This is a genomic window from Bacteroidia bacterium, from assembly GCA_026932145.1.
In the GTDB taxonomy this organism is placed as follows: Bacteria; Bacteroidota; Bacteroidia; order J057; family JAIXKT01; genus JAIXKT01.
In genome coordinates, this window is the sequence record JAIXKT010000007.1 from 14,177 (window position 1) to 32,326 (window position 18,150).

Below are 18,150 nucleotides of genomic sequence, written 5' to 3' on the forward strand. Positions count from 1 at the left end.
CTCTCAAGTCAAATCGGAAAGTTGCCTTGACACTGGATGATAAGCAAAACGGTCGTTACACAAGTATTAAGTCCCTGAAGCCGGAAGGGCGCACTGCGGTGGTGTGGGTTGAGCAGTTGGATTTCCCAATTCTCATTGCATGCCAAATTTTCACAAACGAGAATGATACTGCTGCGCTCTATCTGGCTTCTAACGACTTAAATTTGTCATACGAGCAAATCACTGCAATCTATCACAAACGATGGAAAGTAGAAGAGTATCACAAATCCATCAAGAGCAATGCTTCGTTTGCCAAATCACCTACACGCACAATAACAACACAAAAAAGTCATTTCATTGCTTCGCTGACAGCGTTTAATCGGTTTGAATTACTGAAAGTAAGAAAAAACAAAAGTCATTTTGCACTGAAAAATTATTTGAACATAGTAGCACTACGAAAAGCAAAGGAAGAATTACAGCATTTATTAACACCAAGTCTTAAAAATACTACTTAATATTGCGTAACATCAGTTACTTAATAGATTACTTTTTGGCTCAAAAATACTTACACTTTCGTTTTAACAGCAGTCCAATTTTTGATTTGCCAACGCATTTTGGCCATACAAATATGATTTTGTTCAGAATCATAAATATTAATTTCTGGCTCTACATAAATAAGTTCCTGTGATTTAAGTGGTTGAAATACTTGCTGTGTTAAAAAATCCTGACTCAATGAAAATCTGGCAAAAACGTCTTGTTTTGCCTGATAATAATATTGAACCGTAAGGGATTGCATAATTAAGCGGTATTTAGATGGATCTATTTTAGAAATGAGCATCAATCCGGTAGCATATTCTGCAACGGTAGCTAAGCCGCACGCATGAAGTCCCTGAATATGATTCAAGTTTGAATTTCGGTACGGCATCTTAATTTCTATATCTGTATCTGTAATCTTTGTAATCCAAAACCGGTGTGGCTTATTAAACGGTATAACCCGCAACATGATGTGGTTAAAAACCCAAAGCCAAAAAGCAGAACTTTTGGCTTTTTGGATTATAGAAGCTAATTTTTGCATAAAATGAAATTATATCTAAAAAAATAAGTACATGATAGATTAGCAAAAACCAATCATCAGAATAGAACTGCGAAAATACCAATAAAATGAGGCAATATTGATGTTTTAGTTTAAATCGCTGATTTCAAAGAGTTGTACATATTTTAGGGCTGCTTTTTCTGGAATAGATTCCGGCTCAGCGTCAGCATTGATTACTTGAATCAGATGTTTACGATTGTCTGTATTCGCTGGTAATGAACCATTTAAAAGCGAAATTATCGAAGAACCATATTGGTTCAAAAATTCAAATTCTTCCGGTAAAAAGTGCTGTTGATTTAGAATATCTTTTCTCCATGAAAAGTTTTGGCGATAGCAGATAACGTTTTCTGGTTCTATGGTAAAAGGGCAATTGAAGAGGAATAGCTGTTTTTCGGCACGGGTAATCACGGTGTAGCACCAGCGCAAATAATTGCTAACTGAAACCCCGGGATAAATTGGCTCAAAGTAAACAAAGGCTTTTTCCCATTGTCCACCCTGCGCCTTGTGTCCGGTAACAGCGTATCCAAATTTTACCTGTAAAGCCTGCAATAAGTAGTCATATTCAGTTTTTTCCTTTTTTAGGTGTTTAAATCCGGTATAAATTGCCTGTGTTTGCGCAGCCGATAAATTTGGCTCCGCCGAGTGAAGTAAATCTAATAAAATGTAGGTATTAACCTCCACAGATTCACCTCTAATATCTTCAAAGCGGAGGTCAGCCAAAACCCATTTACTTCCGAAATACTCCTCAGTGGTTTCTCTGTATATCCGCGTTACTACACAGGTTTCACCATTTGCGATATATTCGTTAGAAAACTGAGGTATATTTTTACTTAAAACATGATAATTGTTTTTTACAACCATTAGCAAATCCCCTTCTTGAATTTCTTCAGGCTCATAAAAAAGTAAGGAGCGAATATACTGGTTCAGTTTTAATGCTGCTTGATTGGAAAAGGTAAATAAACCGGCAGCATCCGGCCTCTCAATCAGAAAGTTTGCTTGAAATTCTTGGATAAACTCTAAGTTTGAGTTTGCTATGAATATATCCGGCTTACTTTGGTTAATGTAAATCTCTTGTAATTCAGGTAGAGTAGGCTGAGTTAGGTATTGGCGTATGCGCGTAGCGTTATACAAAATTCCGGATTCTAAGTGCTGGCGCTTAATATCGGTCATCGTAAAGGAATAAACTGGATACCCAAAGTGCTTTAAAAGGTAAGTATCATCTAAGGCAGGGGAGTTTTCCTGACCAATAGGCGGAAGCTGTGCCGGATCTCCTACAAAAACAATTTTAAATTTAAGTTCTTTATTTTCAGGATTTTGTACATATCTAAGTAAGTCTTTTAAGATGTTTTCTCCGCCGGCTTGGGATATATCGCTGACCATTGAAGCCTCGTCTATCCAAAATATTGTAGATTGACTTTCTTGATTCTTCCGAAGTTTAAATTGATAATAACCATTGGAAGAGACGGTTGCATGGTATAAATAACGGTGAATTGTGTAAGCAGTACGTTTTGCTTTTTCGGCTAATACCTTAGCGGCTTTTCCGGTGGGTGCCATCAAAATGCATTTTGTGCCACTGCGAGAAATATATTTTATGAAATGCGTAATTAAAGTGGTTTTACCTGTTCCGGCATATCCCCGCAAGATAAATATCGAAACATTATTTGGGTTATGTAAAAACTGCGCAAAAAGTTTAGCTACCTGAAGCTGATTGGAGGTAGGTTGATGTAAAAAACCACTCAATAACTTTTTGGCCAATAGCTCGTTATCCTGTTCTGAAAAGTTACTCATTAAACCTACTGTTGGATTTAGTAACGAAGTATAGGTATTTTTTACCGAATAATAATTATTTTTAATAGAACTTTATTTGTTTAGCTATTAAACCCGTTAAAATTTCGGTATTTTACAGATACACTTTATAGGTTTAGTTTTTATGTTAAAATCATTGTTTTTCAATGAAGTAGAGATTAGGGAGAGATTAACTTTTTTGCCGGATTGGCAATATCTGGATGGTAAATTGTACCGGAAGTTAGTTTTTTCGGATTTTATACGGGCAATGTCGTTTTGTATGGCTGTAGCTTTGGAGGCAGAACGCCAAAATCATCATCCAACTTGGAGAAACAGCTATGATATTGTAGAAATCTGGTTGTGTACCCACGAGCCGGCTTCAGGGATTACAGAATCAGACTTTAAGTTGGCAAATGCCATTGAAAGTTATGTATTTCATTTCCGTTAACGGCACAACGTCCGGCTTATAGTTTAAATCTGTGTTTGCAGAGGTCATTTTGCCATTGGCAATTCCGTGTACTTTTTCGTACATAGTTCCGCCGATTTTAACCACAAAAATCCAATGTGGAGTTCGGGTATTGGTTAGCTTCGGAATAGGAAAAAAACTATATGCCGGTATTGTTTATTCAGTTTCAGAAGCTTACCACAATAATATTCCGGTTTCTGCCCTTAGTTCAATTATTCAGGTATTGGATGAAGAGCCTATCATGCCTCACAATACCGTTTTGCTACTTGAGTGGATTGCGGAATACTACTGTTGCACCTTAGGTGAAGCTGTTCGGGCAGCACTCCCAACCGGCTTATCGGTAGAAAGTTTAACTTACGTACAGCGAGGTGAAGTTGTCCCGGAAGAAATTACGATGCCTTTTGACCCAGAACAAAGCCTCTTTCCTCAAGAATCAGCTAAATACGATTCAACATTAGCTCAATGCTACCAATTACTATTAAAATCTGAACCCAGAAATAGTGTTGAATTTGCTGAAATAATTGGTAATCAAAATTATAAAAAGCAGCTGCGAGAATGGGCAGAAGCCGGATTTATGCAGTTAGTAGAAGAACCGGCATTTCGCTACAAACCTAAGATAAGATACCTTGTATCATTAGCCCCACAGCTTACAGACTTAGAGCTAATATCAACTATTCTTGACACAATACGGGGGCCTAAGCAAGAAAAAGTATTAAAAGTACTTTATCAAGCATTTATTAAAAATAAAATACTGACTATCAGTCAAGTATGTGAGCAAGCTAATTGTAGTGAATCTGTAATAAAATCTCTTGTAGAAAAACAATGGGTTGTTTTAAAGCCGGAAACAGTCAGCCGGTTGAGTGAAATAGAAGCCCAAGAGCCAAATTATAAATTACAAAAAGACCAAGAAACGGCGGTTTCTCTCATTCAAGATTCGTGGGAAAAATATCCGGTTAAACCGGTTTTGTTGGTGGGCGTTACCGGAAGCGGAAAAACATACGTTTATATGGAACTGATTCGGGAGCAAATACAAGCAGGAAAGCAATGCTTATACATTTTGCCGGAAATTTCCCTAACGGAGCATATCGTAACTAAATTAAAACAACATTTTGGTAATCAGATGCTTGTATATCATAGCCGGATGCGTTCTGCTGAAAAAGTTGAAATCTGGAACAGTGTCAAAACAGGTGATTTTCCGATTGTGGTTGGGGTTCGGTCTTCCATATTTTTACCTTTTCAGAATCTTGGCTTGGTTGTCATTGATGAAGAGCATGATAGCTCTTTGAAGCAGCAGGAAGATGCTCCGCGCTATCATGGCCGAGATTCAGCCTTGATGCTATCCAAAATCTGGGGCGGAAGAGCTATTTTAGGCTCAGCAACACCTTCCTTAGAAAGTTATCAAGCTGCTATTAATCAGCAATATACGATGGTTCATTTGCCGCGTAAAGCGATTAACCTTCAACCGGTGGTTTGGAAAATAGTAGATATGCGCCACCAAATTCAGCATAAGCTAAGCGTTGGGATATTTTCATCTACGTTGATAGAAGCCATTCAAGAAGCGATTCAAAAAAAAGAACAAGTAATTCTATTTTTAAACCGGCGGGGTTATGCACCTGTTATTCAATGCAATATTTGCGGCTATGTTCCGGTTTGTCCGCATTGTGATGTTTCTTTGACGGGGCATCTGCATAGCTATCAGATAATATGCCATTACTGCGGCTATTCTAATCCGTATTCGCAGCGTTGCCCAAAATGCCAAGCGAGTGCTTTAAATGACTTAGGTTACGGCACAGAACGAGTTGAGGTTCATTTACAAGAGTTATTTCCTCAAATACGTATTGCGCGGATGGATTCTGACAGCATTACCAATACCCTTGACTTAAACAACCTGATGCGCCGGTTTTCAGCACAGGAAGTTGATATTTTGATAGGTACACAAATGGTTACCAAGGGGTTGGATTTTGAAAACGTTACCGTTGCGGGGATTTTAGATGCCGATAGATTGTTATTCCAACCGGATTTTCGGGCGCAGGAATCCACCTATTCGTTGATTACACAATTAGCAGGCAGAACAGGCAGGCATCAAAAAAATGGAACTATCTTTATCCAAACGAAATGCCCGGATAATCCGATTTTTGAGATACTAACAAAACCCATTACGGTATTTTTATCTGCCGAACTTCAAATCCGAAAAAACTACTTTTACCCGCCATTTGCGCGGTTAATTCGGATTGAATTGAAGCATAAAAACGCCGAAATATTACTCAAAGCAGTTACAGTATTACAAAGCATTCTGAATCAAATATTTGGAGGATTTATATTAGGCCCCACAACGCCGGCAATACCACGCATACAAGATCATTACCGGCAATATTTCCTGCTAAAAATCCCCAAAGACATTTCCCCAAAAATACCAAAACAAAACCTAACTCAATTACTTACAGATTTTTATGCCAAAAATAAAGATAGCACTTTGCGAATTATCATTGATGTAGATCCTCGCTAATTTGGTGAATATTTGCGCTTTTGAAATAGATCTCTATCGTACTGCACAGTTGCCAAAATTTGGAAGATTCAGAATTATGTATCTTTTTTGTAGGTAATTATACATACGAAACAACTAAATAAATACTTTTTGAATAATAGTTGTGAAGCTATATTTACCGATACTTTATCAACTATAGCGATACGAAATTTGAATATCCTGAACAATATCTGGGTGTAAACTTTTGGCTACCGGGCAAGCATAGGCAATTCTTTCAACGCTATCACGCTGGTTTTCAGTTAGTTCTTTTCCAGAAAAAACAAGTTCAACTATAACTTTAGATATTCTGCGGGGAGCAGAAGCCATTTCTTTTTTGATAGAAGCCTGCATTTCCACCCCATCAATATTTTGTTGTTGTAAATGAATCCCAATGACAGTAATCATACAAGCGGCTAAAGCCGTGGCCACCAAATCTGTAGGGGAAAAAGCTTCTCCTTTTCCGTGGTTGTCTTTTGGTGCATCAGTTATGATGCTATTCCCTGATAAATAATGAGTTAGATTAGAGCGTAAGTTTCCGGTATATTGAACGGTAGCTGTTGGATCCTGCATATAGTTAAACTTTTAGGCAAATTAAGGTTATTTTTGGGAGGTTATAGCTGTATTTGGGCGATAAATTGTTCTTGGTAAGACTGTTCTAAAAACTTTCCTAAATAGCAACTGGTAACTGTTGCGCTGGTTGTATCCTGAATTCCTCTTGAAGACACACACAAGTGGACAGCATCTACCAAAACGGCTACGTGCTGGGTCTGTAATGTTTTCGCTAAATAGTTGGCTATCTGGTTAGTAAGCCGTTCTTGTACCTGCGGGCGCTTCGCAAAATAATTTACAACACGGTGAATCTTAGAAAGTCCGATGACGTATTGGTTTGGCACATAGGCAACATGAACTTTCCCAACAATGGGCACAAAATGATGCTCACAGTTAGAAAACAGCGTAATATTTTTTTCTACCAGCATCTGGTCATAATGATACTTATTTTCAAAAAGTGCAATTTTGGGTTCATTATGAGGGTCTAAGCCGGCAAATATTTCTTCTACATACATTTTAGCTATCCGATAGGGCGTTCCGGAGAGAGAATCATCGGTTAAATCTAAACCAAGAGTGTGCATAATTTCCCGAAAATTTCGCTCTATGAGGGTTATTTTTTCATCATTACTCAGATGAAAAGCATCGGGACGAATGGGCGTGTCTGCACTGGTAGCTAAATGGTCATTTCCAATTTCTAAAATTCTATTTAATGTATTGATATCCATAATGATGCTGTGTTTTGGTTAAAGCTATTCTCCTCGATACTCCACAAAGTTTCGTTCAGTTTCATAGAGTTTTATAGAAACTAAGTTGTCTTTTTCAAAGTGAGGTTCTAATTGTTGCCAAATTTTGATGGCAAAATTTTCGCTGGAGCAAATTTCACCTTGCATAAAGTCCACATCAAGGTTTAGGTTTTTATGATCTACTTTTGAAATAATAACTGTTTCTAAAATTTTTTTAAGTTTTTTAAAATCCAGCACATATCCGGTTTCTGGATTAGGAGTTCCTTTGACGGTTACTTCAAGTTCGTAGTTATGGCCGTGCCAATTTGCGTTGCTACACAAGCCAAAAATAGATTCATTCTGCTCTACTGACCACACCGGGTTGTGTAGCCTATGAGCAGCACTAAAATGAACACGGCGAGTAACGTAAACAACGGACATATCTTGCCTATAACCATTTTTCTGCAAAACTAATTCCAAATAATTCCTTGAATGTTAGTAAAAATAATAGAAAAATTTCTAAAGGCTATTCTCTCTTTTATCTTACGGTTTAAATTATGAAACATAAAAACTGCATATTAATATCCAGAAATACGCCATTTTGGCTTTTTTTAAAATTAAAATATGGCAAAATGGCCGTTTTTGGATATAAACAATATTATTTCTGCATAAAATTTGAGTTTGGCACAAAGTTCGATAGTAGAGAGGCACAACAAAAACAAAAAAATATATGACAAACTCAAAACTTCAACCGAGCAAAAACTTTTGGGGATCATTTATAAGCCCCACTTTCGAGGATTTCTTTCAGGAATTACAATCCGGTATTTCAGAACGTAGCTTCGTTCCGCGTACCGATATTGTAGAAACCGAAGATGATTATCAGATTCATGTAGAAGCACCGGGGATAGCCAAAGATGCTTTCAAGGTGGATGTTGCAGACGGCAAATTAACCGTTCGTGGAGAACGCCAATTTGAAAAAAGTGAATCCGGCAAAACATGGCACCGCGTAGAAAGAAGCTACGGAAACTTCTCACGCAGTTTCTTCTTGCCTAAAAATATCAAAAAAGAAGCTATCCAAGCTACTTATACAGATGGAATCTTAAAATTAGTTATCCCAAAAGACAATTCTAAACCGAACGCAGTTTCAATAGAGGTAAGCTAAGAAACCCTAAAATACACATTTTTAACTGCCAAAAACCATTGTTAAATGCTGGTTTTTGGCAGTTAAACGATTTTTTGGGAAATAATACAACTTGTAATGCTGTATTTACGTTATATTCACAACAAAAACTAACTACAATGAATGATTATATTAAATTAGGTTTAGCAGCTTGTTTAGGGGGGCTTTTGTCCGTAGGTATTTATAAAGTTACTACTCCAGAACATAATGCTACTCAGTCTTTTGCAGAACGTCAGCGGGTTGCCTTTACAGATTATTTTAAAGATGATAAACCCCAAAATTGCCTTGATTTTACCGCAGCTTCACAGTTAGCCACACCGGGCGTAGTTCACATTAAGTCAATATCTACGGGGGGAAAATCATCTAATAAAAATGGTTTTCCCGAAGATGATCTTTTTGCACCATTTCGGGACTTTTTTGGAGATAATCTTCCACAGCAATATGGCCCACGTGAAGGAACCGGATCCGGCGTTATTTTATCCCAAGATGGCTACGTAGTTACTAATAATCACGTAGTTGAAAATGCAAATACCATTCAGGTTACGCTACATGATAACCGAACTTATACCGCTACTGTTATTGGCACAGATCCCTCTACCGATTTAGCACTTCTGAAAATTAAAGAAACCGGACTTCCATACCTTAATTTTGGGGATTCCGATAAACTCGTAGTAGGAGAGTGGGTTTTGGCCGTAGGGAATCCTTTCAACTTAACTTCCACAGTAACTGCCGGAATTGTTAGCGCAAAAGGGCGCAGTATCAATATTTTAAATGATAAATTCAGAATAGAATCCTTTATTCAGACGGATGCAGCTGTTAATCCGGGTAATAGCGGCGGAGCTTTGGTGAATACTCGTGGAGAATTAGTGGGTATTAACACCGCCATTGCAACCCAAACCGGCTCGTATTCCGGATATTCCTTTGCCGTACCTTCAGCAATTGTTCAAAAAGTAGTAGATGACTTATTAAAATACGGTGAAGTGCAGCGCGGATTCTTGGGGGTAGTTATCAAAGATGTAGATGCTAAAATCGCCGAAGATAGCCACTTAAAAGAAGCAGTTGGTGTTTTTATAGAAGGTGTAAACGCCAAAAGTGCAGCAGAAGTAGCCGGCCTTGAAGTCGGAGACGTTATCATCAAAATAGGAGATGTCCGTGTAAACCGTACCTCAGAACTACAAGAACAAATTGGAAAACACCGCCCCGGCGACAAAGTAAAAGTTACCTACATTCGAGCAGGAAAAGAAAAAACAACCGAAGTAGTGCTGAAAAACAAAGCTGGAAATACCGAAGTAGTCAAAAAAGGTGAATCCGAAGCAACAGCCATCTTAGGTGCTGAATTTAAAGAACCAACAGAAGATGTTCTCAAAAAATTAGACCTAAATGCCGGCATCCAAGTATCCAAATTACTGAATGGCAAACTCAAAGAAGCTGGCGTTCGAGAAGGATTCGTAATCACCCACATAGACAAACGGGAAGTTTATACCATAAAGGATATTGAACGTGCCATCGCCGACAAATCCGGTGGAATACTCATCGAAGGAAAATACCCAACCGGAACCAAAGCCTATTATGCAATTGGGTTCTGACGCTAAAAATCTTTTTATACTAACCAAAAACCTGATAGCAACGCTATCAGGTTTTTGGCTTTTCAAACCAATCAAGTTTTTACTATTACTTGCTATTTTAGGCGGGCTTTTAACACTTATTTTAAACTACTTCTTCCCCGTTACTTACGTTTTACCGTATTCACGCCTTGTTTATGACCAAGATTCTGTACTGCTTCATGCCTATCTGGCTTCCGATGATAAATGGCGTTTTGAAACCAACCTAAATGATTTATCCCCAGAATATTTAAAAGCATTATTGACCAAAGAAGATAATTTTTATTATTATCACTTGGGTGTTAATCCTTTAGCAGTTTTTCGGGCAGCATTTCATAATGTGCTAAGACAAAAGCGAATATCGGGAGCATCTACCATAACGATGCAAGTTGTGCGTTTATTAGAGCCACGTGAACGCACCTGGAAAAATAAAATTATCGAAATGGTGCGGGCTTGGCAGTTAGAATCAATACTTTCTAAAACCGAAATATTAAAATTATACATCAACTTAATCCCCTTTGGGGGAAATATTGAAGGAATTCGGGCAGCCAGCTTTTTTTACTTTCAGAAACACCCCAAAAACCTAAGTGTAGCACAATGGTCATTATTTACAGTTATTCCCAACCAGCCTAATTCTTTACGGTTGGGGAAAAATAACCAACGAATTAAACAAGCGCGGGATTTCTGGATGCGTTATTACCATCAAAAAGGCTACATCCTAAAAGCCGATTTAGTCAATGCCTTAGAAGAACCCATAGAATCTTCGGCCATAAAGCGCCCAACATTTGCACCACATATAGCCCGCTTTTTAACACAAAAAAATACAAATCAATCTATTATCTATTCTACAATACAGCTAAAAGAGCAACAAAAAGTGGAGCAAATTGTTTCAAACTATAAACGCCGCATCAGCCCTTTGATTCAAAATATAGCAGTATGTGTGTTAAATAACCAAACGCACAAAATTACTGCTTATGTAGGTTCCCATAGTTTTTTTGACCAAAACACTCAGGGTCAAGTGGATGGCGTTAGAGCATATCGTTCGCCGGGTTCTACTTTAAAGCCGTTTCTATATAGCCTCGCAATAGACGAAGGATTAATTACGCCTCAAAAAAAACTATTAGACTTACCTTTTGAATATTTAGGATACCAGCCGGAAAACTTTGATGGTAACGTTTCCGGCTGGGTAACTGTCTCCGAAGCCTTGTCCCGTTCTTTAAATCTACCTGCCATTCGGCTTCTGGTCAGTTATGGACAAAATCGTTTTATAGAAAAATTATCTGACTGGAAGTTTAGCAAAATAGCCAAACGAAAAAAAGACTTAGGATTATCTATAATCTTAGGGGGGTGCGAAGTGTCCCTCTTAGAGTTAGTAACCGCATATAGTACTTTTGCAAATCAAGGCTATTATTATCCGGTGATTTTTACGTCATCAGATTCTTTGGAAAAACCGAAACAGATAATTAGTTCGGGGGCAGCTTGGATCATTGCGGAGATACTCAGTGATGCAGATAGGCCAGATTTACCGATTCAATTTGGGGCAAAAACATTACCCCGCATTGCATGGAAAACGGGAACAAGTTATGGTAGAAAAGATGCTTGGGCGGTTGGCTTTACCCCCCAAATGACTGTTGGTGTTTGGCTTGGGAATTTTACCGGAGAAGGAATCGCTGATTTACAGGGAAATAGAACAGCAACGCCGCTGCTATTTGACCTCTTGATAGCACTCTCCCAACAAACATCAGGCGGCTGGTTCATCAAACCTGATGCCGTTATTTCCCAAAAAGTCTGTGCATTATCCGGCGAATCTATTAGTAATAAATGTAAAAGTTTCAAAACAACTTGGATGCTGGATAATGCTATCTCTACCAGTATTTGTCAATATGAACAGATTTTTAGGGTTTCAACAAATAGACAAATCCGCTATTGTAATGCCTGCTGTCCTACGCAGAATTTTATTTGGGATACAATTACAACTTACCCGCCGGAGCTAAATTCATGGTTATTAAGCCAGAATTTAACTATACCCAAAATTCCGATTCATAATCCTTTGTGTGGTAATATTGTAACTGAATCACCCCCAAAAATAGTTTCTCCGGCGGATAGAACTGTTTACACTGCTTTGTTTCAAGAAACGATTCAGCTAAAGGTTGCTGCGGCTCCTAAATCTACAGCAAATACGTATTTTTGGTATCTGAATAACTTGTTTATTCGCCAAGCAGCAAGCCATGAAGAGTTTTTTATTTCTCCGCCGGTAGGTTCAAATACACTCACTTGTCAAGATGAGTTGGGAAATACAACAACGGTTCAGTTTGAGGTAAAGGCTATAAAGTGAGTTTATAGCCTTTAAAATAAGCTGATTAAATTAGCGGTATCAGGTATTATCTTTTGGTCAGTTTGATACTTAGTTCGTCATAATTACCTTTATAGATGTCTAACTCAACGTCCACGACATCTTCAAAGCCTTCGCAGGTTGCTCGGAAGAGATAATTTCCGGGTGTTATGGACGGGAACATGGTAAAAGAGCCGTCTATTCCGGATTTTGCGCCGGCTATATATTCCCATTTTCCGGATTTCATAATTCCTAATCCAACGTAAGCTCCTGAAATTGGTTTTCCGGAGTCTGAGTTTTTCACTAACCCGGTTACAAATACGGGGTCTTTGGATTTGGGGGCATTGGGCGTTTCTTTTTCTTTGGATAATCCTGGCCCCTTATCGGTTCCCCCGAGGGAGAGTCCGCCTTTTCCGCCAGCCATATCCATTGTGCTGTTAGTCCGTGGAGGCACCCGCTTAGTAGCTTGATACGCCTGAAAGCTAAACGTCAAGTCAGCAGGTTTCAAAATACCGATAGCTGTTCTAATGTCTTTGGCAATGTAGTACATATTGTTTATGCCTCCGATTAAGCCAATAAGTGTTTGCGGATAGTATCTGGTTGCTAATCCGATAACTTTGCCATTTTTGTCAATAACGGGGCCGCCGCTATTGCCAGGGGTAATTCTGGCATCAGTTATCACAAAGCCGGGTTTAAATCCAGAAACAATACCTTTGGTTACAAACAGGGGTGCATTAAAAACGGCCGTAATACCTCTGTCTATTTCTCCTTGGTCTGGGTATCCTAATACAAATAAGTCATTACCGGTTTTTAGTGCATCAGAGTTGCCGATTTGTATTGGAGAGAATTTTCGTGTAACGGGTTTACCATCAGCAGTGCTAACAATACGCAGATAAGCTCCGTCAAAGTCTTCTTCTTTACTGTAATATTCTATTTTACACAAATACAACTCATAATCAGATGGGGAAGATATTTTCCCGTTTTTGCGCATCACTTGGGCATAAATTTTTCCATAGCTCTCGTCTTCATCGCCCCATTCACTGCTCCCTACAACGTGGTGGTTCGTAAATATAGCTCCGTCACTGGTTACAATAAACCCGGTACCACGACTTAAAGTGTTCTTTATTGAATCTACAATAACGATTTTAACAACCGAAGAATAATATTTTTCTATAATCTGCTCTAAGCTAAGTTGAGCATGCAATACAACCGGTGATAATAACTGTATAAAACTCAGTATGATAAATAGCCTTCTATAAGTCATTGCGTAGAAAAAATTAAAAAGAGATAGTATTTGAAATGAGCGTTAAATCGGTCAAAAAATTAGTGTGTTTATCGGCAGGTGCAATCAATGAAAGAACTACCTGCTTTCCGGATTGCTCGATAATCCAGTCGGTTCCCAAAAAAACGGTTGGTACTTGGGTGGGGTTTGCGTGTTTATCTATAAAGGAAAAATCAATTCGGGTGGATTTTTCAAACTTACCTACTTTGGTTTGGCTAACTTTCATGGGTTTGTAATCCGAAAATACTTGGGAATTATGGATATTTTGGATAAAATCAGGGGCAAAAGTAGTATTTGAGCCGGCAGGGCTTACCACAACGTTGATTCGTACTTCGGGATCCCGTTTCAACATAAGAGAAATAGAATCTGCTCTATCTTCGGAAAGCACAGTCCAAGTACCATAGTATTTGAAAAGGGTTTTTTCTTTAGCAAAATCTCTTTTACTTAAAGAAGCCTGATTTGAAAAATAGCCAATCAATAACATTATGGCTGCCAACCCAACCACACCATAACTGACTGTTTTAAATAATTCTTTTATCATAGGTCTATGTTCTGAAAGGGGATTTTTCTACTGTTGTTTTTAATATAATGAATAAAAATGTGAATACCGAAACTACTAAAATCGTAGTGAATATCATGATATTCCATGCGTTATAGTCAATACCATGTAGTTTATTAGCAATGAAAACCACAGATCCATTTAGGATGCAACTTACTAAGAACCCGATAGATAGGGTGCGTTCTGGATTTTGGGAGTTGAATTTTGCTTGACTGAAAAAGTAACCCATTACACCGGAAAAAGCGGCTGAAATTAAGTAAAACTCAATGATTCTGATTGGAACAATATCCATATTCAATGATTCTAAGGAGTTTAGATACAGAAAGTTATACATTGCGGCAAAGCCCAAACCGGTAGCTGCTCCATAGATAATGCCGTCTGCCGGCTCATTAAATTCTTTATGGTTGTATATTACGTGTTTTAACACTAAAAACTTTGTGAACTCCTGACAAACAGCTAATACACAAACGGCATTGATCCAAACACTTAGATTAGAGCGGTCTAAAAGTTCTGATTCTTTTTTAAAAAATTGCTCTAATGGGTAGGCAAAGCCGCTTGCCGCAATAGCCGATAAAATAAAAACACCTATCAAAAGTTTCAATGGCTCTTTTTCATGCTCATCTTGATAATAAAAAAAGATTAACCACAAAACGCCCGGCAATACACTAAAGAAAAACGAAAATATAATCCGAAATGGTACATTAGAAAACTCTAATATAACGTCCTTTAATGCCAAAGAAGTTAAGCCACCCAGTAAAATTAATACTAAAATTCCTAAGTAGCCTCGCTGTCCGATGAATTTTAACATATAAGTTGTTTATAGCAGATTTGATGCCAAATTTACAAGCAAGTTTCTTTAAAATCAAATAGGTATTATGAACAAAGACTTTTATTCCCAGAATAAACCGCCGGGTATCAATGAATGAAAATAATTAGGATTTCTAAGTATTAGAAATTAAACTAAAAAAACAATATTAATATCTGATAATCAGCTTTTTATTCAGCTACAGGTTCTTCTATCAAATTGATTTCAATTGCTACTTCTTGGCCTTTTTCATTTAAAGCTATTTTAAATTGAATGGTATCATTTTGCAGTAAGTCATTAAAATCAACATTTTCTACGCTAGAATGATGGAAATATAGGTTATTAGGTGCGTATTTTATGAATCCATAGCCATTATGCAAGGATAGTATTTGGCTTGTTTTAAATTCATTGGATAGTAGTGTTGCTTGTCTGGTTATTTCGCGTTTGCGTTCTCGGTTGGCAGGCACAAATAAGCGTTCAAGGATAGGGTCATTATTTTTAAGGCCATTTTCGATTATGTCATGCATAGCGATAGGGTAGCTTACCTCTTGCAGCAGCTCGTGCGATGTTCTGGTTGCCCTAAGTACTTCATTTTCATCTTTATATTCAAAGTCCCAAGAGATAATCATAACCCGTGTGCTGAGTGTATTTAGTTTCCGAATTAAGGGCACATAATCACCATCAGAAGCAAGTAAGACTAAGATGTCAAATTTCTTGTAAAGTGTTAATTCAAAGGCTTCTAAAGCCAACCAAACGTCTATGCTTTTTTCCTGCCGAAAATTAAAACCGGCGTTTTTGATGGGTAAATAATGTGTAACGATTCCTTCGGACATCAAAATATCATCAAAAACACGGTCATAATATAATTGATTGTTTTTTTGTGAAGTATCTTTGGCATTTAACCTACTCTTAAAGTAGTGAGCATCAACTATATGGCAAAATTGTTCCGTTGTATTTTCTCGTAAGGCTATTTGGTTTTTGATAAACCCATGTAAGCCTGAAATGCTGATTCTACTTTTTGAGGGATGGAAATAATAATAATAATTGCTAACATGATTGAAGTAGTTTCCATCATAAAACACGCCAATTCGGGTGAGATTTTTTGAGTTTGAGAGATTTAGCATAGTTATGGTTTAAGATAGTTGAGTAAAGAGAGATTATTTTAAAAGTAACTTACTTTTAAAAGTATTCAAAGGTAGAAAAAATATAGTTATTGGTATGAAACTTAGGCTTGTTGGTTAAATGTAGGGATTAAACAAGCTATAAATGGCTACTAAAAAGCTGCTTTTTAAAAGAAATACTGTTTTTCTGGAGCTTGTTTATACAAGGGAACTGTCCAGCCTAAGCGAAATCCGTATAAAATATCTTTTCTAATTTGGGATGAATATTGTTTTAGGTCAAAGTCATAAGGTCTTCTGGCCTTTGTTTGATTATAGCTAAAGTCAAAACCTACTAAAAAGTTTATGGCGCGGCGGTTTCCAAAGAAGCGGTAGCCGGCAGAGACGAGAACGCCGCTACCGGAAGTTAAACGGTCATATCCTTTAAGATATTTTCCAACTAACATCGGGACGTTTTTATCCGTTAAAATATGAATATAATGTTCTAAAAACTGCACACCTACTTCGGTATAAACGCCGCTATTGGGGTTTTTAGTGATGAGATGAATAGGCCAGATTTTACCAAACCGTAGCGGAATGATAGTGCCTCGCTCCTGAACCCCTACCGATGTCAAATTTCCATTTTGATTAATTAATAAGCCGGCAGAGGTTACTAAATCTTTAAATAAAGTTCGTTCCTTAACGGTTTCACCAAATAAAAATCCGGCAGTTATCGTAGCATAAAAATTTGAACGATGCTTATAGCCAGCTTCTAAGCCCACGACAGAGGTATAGCCAAAACGGTTAAGCATATCTCCGCCGGGTAGGTAGCCGCAGTAAACCGGCGAAACCATTACCAAAGATATGGTAGAATCCCGAATACTAACCTGTGCACTGAGGCTAAAAAAACAGTTTACAAAAAATCCAATAATCAAAAACCTATACCACATTAGCTAACTGCTCTTTAATCTGCTCTAAGGTATCTTTCATCCCAACTACTAACTGTTGAATCTCAATATGGTTGGCTTTATTTCCCAATGTATTTAACTCGCGCCCTATTTCCTGAGCAATAAACCCTAATTTTTTACCGGCCTCGTTTTCTTTTTCCATAGTCTGCTGAAAGAATTTAAGATGAACTGCCAGACGTTTTTTCTCTTCTGTAATATCTAACTTTTCAAGATAATAGATAAGCTCTTGTTCCAAACGGTCTCTATCGGTGCTGGTTTTCAGGTCATTAAGTTGCTGCAATAATTTGGTTTTAATAGCAGGGATTCTTTCTTGTTCCCAAATAGAGATTTGGGATAATTTTTGGGTAATATCGGCTATTCCGGCTTTAAATTGTTTTTGGATCGAAGCTCCCTCTTGTTTTCTGGTTTGGATTACTTGCTCAAGGGCTTGATACAAAGAGTCCAAAATATAGGGAAAAGATTCCGGATTTTCTTCAGAAGTCGTTTGCGATAAATATCGGCTATCGGCTAATGTTTCCAGAGAAATAGGATAGCTTAGCTTGAGTTCTTTTTGAATATCAACTAATTGTGTGTATAATTCTAAGAGTTTTTTTCGGTTTATTATTTCCGGATTGTTTTGGGTAGTTAGTTGGTTTATCGAAATGACAACCATAACTTTTCCCCGATGTAGCTGTTTGGCAATAATATTTCGAATATCTAATTCTAACTCACCATAGCCTTCCGGCATACGGATTATGACATCAAGTCCTTTGCTATTAATAGATTTAACTTCGGTAGATATAAACTGTGTTGGGCTGCTGAATTTTGATTTTCCGTAGCCGGTCATAGAGTAAAGCATAGGTTATTTCCCAAAAGTAAAAGAGCTTTTGGAAATAACTCCTTTATAATTCATTGTGTAGTTGTAACTTCCGGGAGTAAAAAGTATTTTTCCGCTTTTGGTTTTAATGGGGATTTTTACGGTGGCATCACCGGATTTAGAGCGGATGTATTGCTCCCGCCAAACGCGGGTATTCTCTGCATTAAATATTTTAACTTCCACCATACCTCCCAGCGGAATTGAATAGTCAATATACACAAAATCAGGGGTTAAGCGATGTTGCTTTATCTTAAGGCTGGTATCTATGGGCTTTTTAGAGTTTTGTGCCAATAGATTGGTGGATAGTGAAAGGCAGAAGAAAAAAGTTAGCAATATCCAACGCATAGCTTCG

At 37.7% G+C, this 18,150-nt stretch carries 18 protein-coding genes; 6 read left to right on the top strand and 12 right to left on the bottom strand.

Features of this window, described 5'->3' with window-relative positions:
- The coding region (locus LC115_01305; protein MCZ2355317.1) for a transposase at positions 1–494 on the top strand (494 nt) is incomplete at its 5' end.
- 50 nt (positions 495–544) lie between these two features.
- Here the strand turns inward: LC115_01305 and LC115_01310 are convergent.
- Complete coding sequence (locus LC115_01310) at positions 545–1,054, bottom strand: DUF4442 domain-containing protein (GenBank protein MCZ2355318.1); 510 nt, start codon at positions 1,052–1,054, stop codon at positions 545–547.
- Between the two features lie 105 nt (positions 1,055–1,159).
- Positions 1,160–2,860 (bottom strand): DUF413 domain-containing protein, encoded by a 1,701-nt coding sequence (gene maoP / locus LC115_01315; protein ID MCZ2355319.1) that lies wholly within the window; start codon positions 2,858–2,860, stop codon positions 1,160–1,162.
- Between the two features lie 142 nt (positions 2,861–3,002).
- Between maoP and LC115_01320 the strand changes: the two genes are divergently transcribed.
- Positions 3,003–3,305: a 4a-hydroxytetrahydrobiopterin dehydratase gene (locus LC115_01320; protein ID MCZ2355320.1), complete on the top strand. Its 303-nt coding sequence runs from the start codon at positions 3,003–3,005 to the stop codon at positions 3,303–3,305.
- Between the two features lie 31 nt (positions 3,306–3,336).
- Complete coding sequence (gene priA, locus LC115_01325) at positions 3,337–5,829, top strand: primosomal protein N' (GenBank protein MCZ2355321.1); 2,493 nt, start codon at positions 3,337–3,339, stop codon at positions 5,827–5,829.
- Between the two features lie 168 nt (positions 5,830–5,997).
- Here priA and LC115_01330 read toward each other — a convergent pair whose 3' ends face one another.
- From LC115_01330 to LC115_01340, 3 genes are read right to left on the bottom strand one after another with little or no spacing between them, the layout of a single operon-like run.
- Positions 5,998–6,417 (bottom strand): OsmC family protein, encoded by a 420-nt coding sequence (locus LC115_01330; protein ID MCZ2355322.1) that lies wholly within the window; start codon positions 6,415–6,417, stop codon positions 5,998–6,000.
- Positions 6,418–6,458: 41 nt separating this feature from the next.
- Entirely contained in the window at positions 6,459–7,121 is a 663-nt protein-coding gene (folE, locus tag LC115_01335; protein ID MCZ2355323.1) for a GTP cyclohydrolase I FolE, read from the bottom strand.
- A gap of 24 nt (positions 7,122–7,145) precedes the next feature.
- Positions 7,146–7,559, bottom strand: a complete 414-nt coding sequence (locus LC115_01340) for a 6-carboxytetrahydropterin synthase (GenBank protein ID MCZ2355324.1) — start codon at positions 7,557–7,559, stop codon at positions 7,146–7,148.
- A 289-nt stretch (positions 7,560–7,848) separates the two neighbouring features.
- Here LC115_01340 and LC115_01345 point away from each other — a divergent pair, with 289 nt between their 5' ends.
- The 3 genes from LC115_01345 to pbpC all read left to right on the top strand — a co-directional run bounded on the left by LC115_01345 (position 7,849) and on the right by pbpC (position 12,234).
- The gene (locus LC115_01345; GenBank protein ID MCZ2355325.1) at positions 7,849–8,280 is read left to right on the top strand and encodes an Hsp20/alpha crystallin family protein; all 432 of its coding nucleotides are present in this window, start codon (positions 7,849–7,851) and stop codon (positions 8,278–8,280) included.
- Positions 8,281–8,417: 137 nt separating this feature from the next.
- Positions 8,418–9,884: a Do family serine endopeptidase gene (locus tag LC115_01350; protein ID MCZ2355326.1), complete on the top strand. Its 1,467-nt coding sequence runs from the start codon at positions 8,418–8,420 to the stop codon at positions 9,882–9,884.
- Positions 9,820–12,234 (top strand): penicillin-binding protein 1C, encoded by a 2,415-nt coding sequence (gene pbpC, locus LC115_01355; GenBank protein MCZ2355327.1) that lies wholly within the window; start codon positions 9,820–9,822, stop codon positions 12,232–12,234. Before LC115_01350 ends, pbpC begins: the two co-directional genes overlap by 65 nt.
- 46 nt (positions 12,235–12,280) lie before the next feature.
- Here the strand turns inward: pbpC and LC115_01360 are convergent, their stop codons facing one another.
- The 7 genes from LC115_01360 to LC115_01390 all read right to left on the bottom strand — a co-directional run bounded on the left by LC115_01360 (position 12,281) and on the right by LC115_01390 (position 18,143).
- Entirely contained in the window at positions 12,281–13,495 is a 1,215-nt protein-coding gene (locus LC115_01360; protein ID MCZ2355328.1) for a trypsin-like peptidase domain-containing protein, read from the bottom strand.
- A 13-nt stretch (positions 13,496–13,508) separates the two neighbouring features.
- Entirely contained in the window at positions 13,509–14,054 is a 546-nt protein-coding gene (locus tag LC115_01365; protein ID MCZ2355329.1) for a hypothetical protein, read from the bottom strand.
- 4 nt (positions 14,055–14,058) lie between these two features.
- Positions 14,059–14,880, bottom strand: coding sequence for a PrsW family intramembrane metalloprotease (locus tag LC115_01370; GenBank protein MCZ2355330.1), 822 nt, complete (start codon positions 14,878–14,880; stop codon positions 14,059–14,061).
- 188 nt (positions 14,881–15,068) lie between these two features.
- Positions 15,069–16,001 carry an NYN domain-containing protein gene (locus LC115_01375; protein MCZ2355331.1) on the bottom strand — a complete coding sequence of 311 codons (933 nt, stop codon included), beginning with the start codon at positions 15,999–16,001 and terminating at the stop codon, positions 15,069–15,071.
- Between the two features lie 164 nt (positions 16,002–16,165).
- Positions 16,166–16,924, bottom strand: coding sequence for a hypothetical protein (locus LC115_01380; protein MCZ2355332.1), 759 nt, complete (start codon positions 16,922–16,924; stop codon positions 16,166–16,168).
- Complete coding sequence (locus LC115_01385; protein ID MCZ2355333.1) at positions 16,914–17,780, bottom strand: YicC family protein; 867 nt, start codon at positions 17,778–17,780, stop codon at positions 16,914–16,916. The genes LC115_01380 and LC115_01385 overlap by 11 nt, the downstream gene beginning before the upstream one ends.
- A 3-nt stretch (positions 17,781–17,783) precedes the next feature.
- Positions 17,784–18,143 carry a hypothetical protein gene (locus LC115_01390; GenBank protein ID MCZ2355334.1) on the bottom strand — a complete coding sequence of 120 codons (360 nt, stop codon included), beginning with the start codon at positions 18,141–18,143 and terminating at the stop codon, positions 17,784–17,786.
- Positions 18,144–18,150 lie beyond the last annotated feature (7 nt).